At 66.1% G+C, this 6,342-nt stretch carries 6 protein-coding genes; all 6 read right to left on the reverse strand.

Annotation, left to right across the window (positions count from 1 at the left end; all coding sequences use genetic code 11):
* Positions 1–873, reverse strand: coding sequence for an acetyl-CoA carboxylase, carboxyltransferase subunit beta (gene accD, locus ACTPOI_RS22200; RefSeq protein ID WP_252657811.1), 873 nt, complete (start codon positions 871–873; stop codon positions 1–3).
* A 129-nt stretch (positions 874–1,002) separates the two neighbouring features.
* Positions 1,003–1,812: a tryptophan synthase subunit alpha gene (gene trpA / locus ACTPOI_RS22205; protein ID WP_440112893.1), complete on the reverse strand. Its 810-nt coding sequence runs from the start codon at positions 1,810–1,812 to the stop codon at positions 1,003–1,005.
* Positions 1,809–3,086 carry a tryptophan synthase subunit beta gene (trpB, locus tag ACTPOI_RS22210; RefSeq protein ID WP_440112896.1) on the reverse strand — a complete coding sequence of 426 codons (1,278 nt, stop codon included), beginning with the start codon at positions 3,084–3,086 and terminating at the stop codon, positions 1,809–1,811. Before trpB ends, trpA begins: the two co-directional genes overlap by 4 nt.
* On the reverse strand, positions 3,064–3,825 hold the full coding sequence (locus tag ACTPOI_RS22215; RefSeq protein WP_440112899.1) for a phosphoribosylanthranilate isomerase: 762 nt from the start codon (positions 3,823–3,825) through the stop codon (positions 3,064–3,066). Before ACTPOI_RS22215 ends, trpB begins: the two co-directional genes overlap by 23 nt.
* The gene (truA, locus tag ACTPOI_RS22220) at positions 3,822–4,643 is read right to left on the reverse strand and encodes a tRNA pseudouridine(38-40) synthase TruA (protein ID WP_094285550.1); all 822 of its coding nucleotides are present in this window, start codon (positions 4,641–4,643) and stop codon (positions 3,822–3,824) included. Before truA ends, ACTPOI_RS22215 begins: the two co-directional genes overlap by 4 nt.
* A 53-nt stretch (positions 4,644–4,696) precedes the next feature.
* A partial coding sequence (locus ACTPOI_RS22225; RefSeq protein ID WP_440112902.1) for a FimV/HubP family polar landmark protein occupies positions 4,697–6,342 on the reverse strand: 1,646 nt, incomplete at its 5' end.

Raw genomic sequence — 6,342 nt, forward strand, 5'->3', positions numbered from 1 at the left:
TTACATCACTGCATCCGCCGGCAGCCGCTGCAGCATGGCCAAGCTGCTGGCCACGGTGTTGCGCAGTTCGCGGCGGTCGCAAATGAAGTCCACGGCGCCCTTGGTCTGCAGGAATTCGGCGCGCTGGAAGCCCTCGGGCAGCGTCACGCGCACAGTCGATTCGATCACGCGCGGACCGGCAAAGCCGATCAGGGCCTTGGGCTCGGCGATCACGATGTCGCCGACGAAGGCAAAACCAGCAGAGACGCCGCCCATGGTCGGGTCGGTCAGCACGCTGACATAGGGCAGGCCCTTCTTGGCCAGGCGGGTGAGAGCGGCATTGGTCTTGGCCATCTGCATGAGCGACAGCAGGCCTTCCTGCATGCGGGCACCGCCGGTGGCGGTGAAGCAGATGAAAGGCACCTTCTGCTCGATGGCGGTTTCCACGCCACGCACGAAGCGCTCGCCCACCACGGAGCCCATGGAGCCGCCCATGAAATCAAACTCGAAGCAGGCCGCCACCACGTTGATACTCTTGACCGCGCCACCCATGACGATGAGCGCATCGGTCTCGCCAGTGTTCTCCAGGGCTTCCTTCAGGCGCTCGGGGTACTTGCGGCTGTCCTTGAACTTGAGGGCGTCGACCGGCAGCACTTCCTGGCCGATCTCGTAGCGGCCTTCCGCATCGAGGAAGGCGTCCAGGCGCGCACGGGCACCAATGCGGTGGTGGTGGCTGCAGTGGGGGCAGACGTTCTGGTTGTGCTCCAGGTCGGCCTTGTAGAGCACCGTCTCGCAGCTTGGGCACTTGATCCACAGGCCCTCTGGCACCTGGCGGCGCTCGGTGGGGTCGGTTTGCTGGATCTTGGAGGGCAGAAGTTTTTCGAGCCAGGACATGGTGTTCTCCTCTTCGGTGGCTCGGCCTGTGGGGGCGCTTGAAGCGCCAGGGGCAGGCCGGGTGGAATCTGTGGCGCGCCGCACCGGGTGGGGTGCGGGCGCGCCGGGCTGCATTATGCGTCCAGGTGTCTAGGCGTCCAAAGCCTTGCGAATGCCGCGCAGGAAGTCGATGGTCAGGGGCACCACCTTGGCATGCTCCTGGTCTTCGATCAGCTGGATGATGCGGCTGCCGATGACCACGGCATCCGCCACCTTGCCGATCGCCTGGGCCGTGGCTGCGTCGCGGATACCAAAACCCACGCCCACGGGGATGGTCACATGCTTGCGAATACGGGGCAGCATCTGCTCCACGGCCGAGGTATCGAGTGCGCCCGAGCCGGTCACGCCCTTGAGCGACACGTAGTACACATAGCCGCTGGCCACGCGCGCCACCTGGGCCATGCGCTCATCCGTGCTGGTGGGCGCCAGCAGGAAGATCAGGTCCATGTTGTGCGCACGCAGGCTGGCGGCAAACTGCTCACACTCCTCTGGCGGGTAGTCCACGATGAGCACGCCATCAACCCCGGCTTCGGCGCTGTCGCGCACGAAGGCGCCCTCACCATGGACTTGGTCATAGCGCTCCACCGGGTTCGCGTAGCCCATCAGCACCACGGGGGTGGTGGTGTTGCGCTTGCGGAACTCGCGCACATGGTCGAGCACCTGCACCATGCCCACCCCCAGACTCAGGGCCTTTTCGCCGGCCTTCTGGATCACGGGGCCGTCGGCCATGGGGTCGGAAAACGGCACGCCCAACTCGATCACATCGGCGCCCGCCTCCACCATGCCGTGCATGAGGGCGGGCGTGATGTCAGCAAATGGGAAGCCTGCGGTGACGTACGGGATCAGTGCCTTGCGGCCCTGGGCTTTCAGCTGTTCAAAAGTGGTCTGGATGCGGCTCATGGCTTGGCGTCTCCTGGGGCGCCCTTGACGGTCAGGCCGCGCATGGAGGGACGGTCATAGAAATCTTCACCCGACAAATCGGCCACGGTGCCAATGTCCTTGTCGCCCCGGCCCGAGAGGTTGACCAGGATGGACTGGTCGGGTCGCATCTCCTTGGCCAGCTTCAGGGCGTAGGCGAACGCGTGGCTCGATTCGAGGGCCGGAATGATGCCTTCGGTGCGGCAGAGGTGGTGGAAGGCTGCAAGCGCTTCCTTGTCGGTGATGCCCACGTACTCGGCACGGCCGATCTCCTGCAGCCAGGCATGTTCGGGACCCACGCCGGGGTAGTCCAGTCCTGCGCTGATGCTGTGGGTCTCGGTGATCTGGCCGTTGGCGTCCTGCAGGATGAAGGTGCGGTTGCCGTGCAGCACACCCGAGCTGCCGCGCTGCAGCGATGCCGAGTGTTTGCCACTGTCCAGGCCCTCGCCGGCCGCCTCCACGCCGATCAGGCGCGTTTTCTCGAATGGGATGTAGGGGTGGAAGATGCCCATGGCGTTGCTGCCGCCGCCCACGCAGGCGATCACGGCATCGGGCTGCTCGGCGGCGATCTTCTGCTCGGCCAGCATGGCGGGCATTTGTTCGATGGACTCCTTGCCGATCACACTCTGGAAGTCGCGCACCATCATCGGGTAGGGGTGCGGGCCCGCCACGGTGCCGATGATGTAGAAGGTGTTGTCCACATTGGCCACCCAGTCGCGCATGGCCTCGTTGAGCGCGTCTTTCAGCGTCTTGCTGCCCGATTCGACCGGCACCACGGTGGCGCCCAGCAGCTTCATGCGGAAGACGTTGGGGCTCTGGCGCTTGACGTCCTCGGAGCCCATGTAGACCACACATTCGAGGCCATAGCGCGCGCAGATCGTGGCCGTGGCTACGCCGTGCTGCCCAGCGCCGGTCTCGGCGATCACGCGGGGCTTGCCCATGCGCTTGGCCAGCATGGCCTGGCCGATCACATTGTTGATCTTGTGGGCGCCGGTGTGGTTGAGGTCTTCGCGCTTGAGGTAGATCTGCGCGCCACCCAGCTCGCGGCTGGTGCGGGCAGCATGGTAGACCGGCGAGGGGCGGCCCACGAAGTGCTTGAGTTCGTAAGCGAATTCGGCCAGGAAATCCGGGTCGTTCTGGTAGCGGGCGTAGGCGTCGCGCAGTTCCTGGATCGCGTGGGTAAGTGTTTCGCTGACGAAGCTGCCGCCGTAAGGGCCGAAGTGGCCCGAAGCATCAGGTTGCTGATAGGAATTCATGAGGGTTCTTTGCAAGTTGGGCATCGGCCGCGCGCACGGCGGCGATGAAGCGCTCGATCTTTCCGGCGTCCTTGATGCCCTTCAGGGGCTGACCATCGGGACTGTTGGGGTCCGTGGCCTCGACGCCGGAGCTGACATCAACCGACAGCGTTTTGCAACGCGGGCGGACTTGCAAAATGCCATCGGTCACGTTTGCAGGCGTGAGTCCACCAGACAAAACGAGGTGAGAGCTGACGCTTGGTGGAAGGAGTGACCAATTGAATGCCTTGCCGCCGCCGCCATAACCGTCGACATGGGCGTCGAGCAGGATGGCCTGGGCGTGAGAATAATCGTTCGCGTATTTTACGAGGTCGAACCGGGCGGCACCATCACCCAGGGGAATGCGTGCTGCCCGCAGGTAGGGCCTGGCGCCCTGGCCGGTGGCTGCAAGGCAGTCCTCGGGCGATTCATCGCCATGAAATTGGATGGTTGCGCCTGCTACCAAAGCGCTTGCAGCTATCACATTGGTAGCGGTCTCGTTCACGCAGAGCAGCACCGGGGTCACAAACGGAGGCAGGCGTTTGGCCAACTGGGCTGCGCGTGCTGGAGTGACCGCACGGGGGCTGGGGGCGTAGAGCACAAAGCCGATCGCATCGGCACCTGCGGCCACGGCCGCATCCACGTCCTCCTCGCGGGTCAGGCCGCAGATCTTGATGCGGGTGCGGGCGGGGGGAAGGGGGGCGATGTCTTGGGCTTTCATGGCAGCCAATCATACGCAGCCGTGCGCTGGGGCAGGCCCCAGCGGGCTTCATAGACCGGGCCCTGAAAATACAGCCCGTCGGGCGAAAACGTTGGTGCGGCAGCGTCGCGTGACTGTGCAGCCAGCACCTGGGCCATCCATTCGGGCGGTTGGTCCCCCCGGCCCACGGCAATCAGGCAACCCATGATGTTGCGGATCATGTGGTGCAGAAAAGCGTTGGCTTCGAATTCAAAGCGCCAGTAGCAGGGGCTCCAGCCGAGTTCCGGGTGGGGGTCGCCGAGGCCCCGGCGGGTGATGTCGATGCGGTGCAGCGTCTTGACGGGCGACTTGGCCTGGCAGGCAGAGGCGCGAAAGGACGTGAAGTCATGCTCGCCCAGCAGGATGTCGGCCGCTTGCCGCATAGCGCCGTGGTCCAGCGGGTGGAACACCCAGCCCACGCGCCCGGCATCCACGCTCGGCCGCACAGGCGATTGCAGGAGCACGTAGGCATAACGACGCGCTACGGCGCTGGCGCGGGCGTGGAAATCCGATGGGACGGGTTGTGCCCACTGAACGGCAATGTCGGCCGGGAGAAAGGTGTTGGTGCCCCGCACCCAGGACGATGCAGGCCGCTGAAGCAGAGTGTCAAAGTGCACCACCTGCATCAGCCCGTGTACTCCCGCATCGGTGCGGCCAGCGCACAGGGTGCTCACGGGGTGCGTGGCAAAGCGGCCCAGGGCCGCTTCGAGTTTGTCCTGAACCGTGTTGCCCGACAGCTGGCTTTGCCAGCCGCTGTAGGCCTGGCCGTTGTAGCTGACACCCAGTGCCACCCGCGTCATGGGGTGGCCTGGGGACGGGGTGGGAGGGGTTGTGCGTGCCTGAGGGGGCAGCATCAGCCCAGTTCGGCCAGCATGCGCTGGGCGCGGGTCTTGAGGGCGCCGCTGGATTCCGCAACCACCTCTTCAATCAGCGTGCGGGCACCATCGGTGTCGCCAATGGCGTTGAACTCTTCTGCCAGCGCCAGCTTGGTGGCCAAGGGGTCGTCTTGCGCGGCAGCTGAGCCGTCATCCGAGGAGTCGGCCACCGGGGGGGGCGCCTTGGCTGCGGGTGCGGCCATGGGCTTGGTGGGCGCATTCAGGTCCAGCGACAGCTCGCCCAGGTCGAATTCCATGGGGCTGGAGTCCTTGGTGTCACCCGTCAGAGGCATGGGGCCAGAAGGGGCCATGCTCAGGTCGTCAGCGCTGGGGAAGTCCAGGTCGGCCACCGGAGGGGGCGCCATGGGGCTGGGCGACGTGTCAGGGCTGTTCCATGCGGCGGGAGGCTCTGCGGACGGTGGGGGCAGATCCAGTTCAGGGCGCAGGGTGGGGGGCTCGTCCGCGTCCGACGGCGTGTTGCCACGGGCACTGGTGGCAGCGGCAGCCGCCGCAGCAAATCCGCCGGGCGCAGCGGGAGGTGCGTCGGTCAACGCGTCATCGGGCAAGTCCAGGTCGAGATCCAGGTCCAGGTCGGGTGGCAGGGCTGCGGCAGGGCTGCCTGCGCCGGTGAAGGTGCTGGGGAAGCCGCCAGGGGGCAGCGATGGCGACTCGTCTTCACCCATGCCGGGGCGGCCGCCAGGCTGGTACAGCCGGTTGTCGGGCTCCAGGTCGCGGCCCAGTTCGGCGATGCGTGCCCAATCCGGGCCCTCGCCTTGGGTCAGCTTGAAGACCTCGCCGGCCACGGCCTCCAGGGCCTTGCGGTCCTGGCGCTTGGCGTAGATTTCACCCAGCTTGACGTGCACGGAAACACGGCCCGGGTTGTGGCGAACGGCTTCTTTCAGAATTTCTTCGGCCTGCAGGTCGCGGCCATAGGCCAGGTAGACATCGGCCTCGGCCACGGGGTCCACATCGCCGCCGGCGTCCAGCTGGCTCGGCGAGTAGGCCATGGACGAGCCAGTGGTCATATCGCTGTTGGCCGTGTCCACACGCTGGCCACCGCTGGCGCCAAAGAAGGAGTCGGGCTGGATGCGGCTTTCCAGGAAGGAGCTATCCACGCCGTTGTTCTGGCGGCGACGCTGGACAACGCGGTAGGCGCCATATCCCAGCAGACCTGCCAGCACGATCCCGCCACCGATCGGCAGCAGTGGATCATCCATCAGTCCGGCCAGGAAGCCGGGCTCCTCGACCGGTGCGGGGGCCGGGGCTGGCTTGGGCGCAGGTGCTGGAGCCGGTGCAGGGGCGGATGCTTCGGCTACAGGTGCCGAGGCGGCCGCTTCTGCAGGAACCGATACTTCTGCAGGTGCGCTGGCTGCGGCTGCAGGCGCCGATGCCGGAGCCTCGGGGGCGGTTGGGGCTGTGGGCGTGGCAGGTACGGCGGGTGCTTGCACAGCCACGCCAGCGGGAGCACTGGCAGCGCCTGCGGCTGCAGGGGCGGCACTGCCACCTGCGGCGGACGAGGCTGCGCCTAGCTTGTTCAGGTCGGTGATGTTCTTGGACAGCTCGGCCAGTAGCATAGCAGCCACACCCGCCTGCTTGTCCTTGGCGACCTGCTCTTCAGCGGCCT

Source organism: Acidovorax sp. BL-A-41-H1 (assembly GCF_051942715.1).

Excerpts from the sequence above, each read along its gene's own strand:
- trpA (WP_440112893.1), bottom strand. The coding sequence starts at position 1,812 with ATGAGCCGCATCCAGACCACTTTTGAACAGCTGAAAGCCCAGGGCCGC.
- ACTPOI_RS22215 (WP_440112899.1), bottom strand. The coding sequence starts at position 3,825 with ATGAAAGCCCAAGACATCGCCCCCCTTCCCCCCGCCCGCACCCGCATC.
- truA (WP_094285550.1), bottom strand. The coding sequence starts at position 4,643 with ATGACGCGGGTGGCACTGGGTGTCAGCTACAACGGCCAGGCCTACAGC.
- accD (WP_252657811.1), bottom strand. The coding sequence starts at position 873 with ATGTCCTGGCTCGAAAAACTTCTGCCCTCCAAGATCCAGCAAACCGAC.
- trpB (WP_440112896.1), bottom strand. The coding sequence starts at position 3,086 with ATGAATTCCTATCAGCAACCTGATGCTTCGGGCCACTTCGGCCCTTAC.